We start from the raw sequence: 687 nt of genomic DNA, 5'->3' as shown, positions 1-687 counted from the left end.
ATGCTTGACGATGAGCTTCTTGAAGGTAGCCTCGACCTTGAGGTCCTGGTCGCCTAGAGTGACGATGAGCTTATTGCCCTCGATCTTCGTATCGGCACCAGCGACGGCAGGCTTGCCACCGACCATCCAATGGTCTAGCTCATAGCCCTCCTTAGGTGTAGCGGTAAAGGTGATGACTGCACCCTGCTCTACCTGATCCTTGCTCTCGATAGCCTTAGCCTCGGTACCGACCGTTGCAACGATAGTACCACCCTCACCAGCGGTAAAGGTAACGGCATGCTTGACAACTAGCTTGTGGTACTTGACATCAATAACGGCGTTAGCTCGCAGTGTGAGGCTAGCCTTGAGGGTCTCAATATCAGCTACGGGGATTTCGTGTCCATTATTGGTCCAACCATCTAGAGCATAGCCTTCCTTGACAGTAGCTTGAAACTCTACGAAGGTACCCTCTTTAACCTTGGCTTTGGGCTCTACAGTTACCTTGCGACCACCATCGTAATAGTAGGCTTCGATAGTTCCCCACTCGTTGTCTGGCTTGTAGTCGACCTCATACATCTGCTCCTTTCTGAAGGTGACTTTGACTTCGGTCTTTGCCTTAATCTGCCAGAAGATAAAAGGTCTTCCTGTGAGCTGGTTCTGTACCTGACCATTGATAAACCACTGATCGACCTTGTAACCCTGCGCTGT

Annotated in this window: 1 protein-coding gene; it reads right to left on the bottom strand. The window is 50.7% G+C overall.

What is annotated here, in order from left to right:
- Window positions 1–687: InlB B-repeat-containing protein (locus PORUE0001_RS07905; protein ID WP_007365925.1), on the bottom strand; the 687-nt coding region annotated here is incomplete at both ends.

Origin of the sequence: Porphyromonas uenonis 60-3 (assembly GCF_000174775.1) — a bacterium.
GTDB classification, from domain to species: Bacteria; Bacteroidota; Bacteroidia; order Bacteroidales; family Porphyromonadaceae; genus Porphyromonas; species Porphyromonas uenonis_A.
This window is presented reverse-complemented; position numbering and strand designations above follow the sequence as displayed.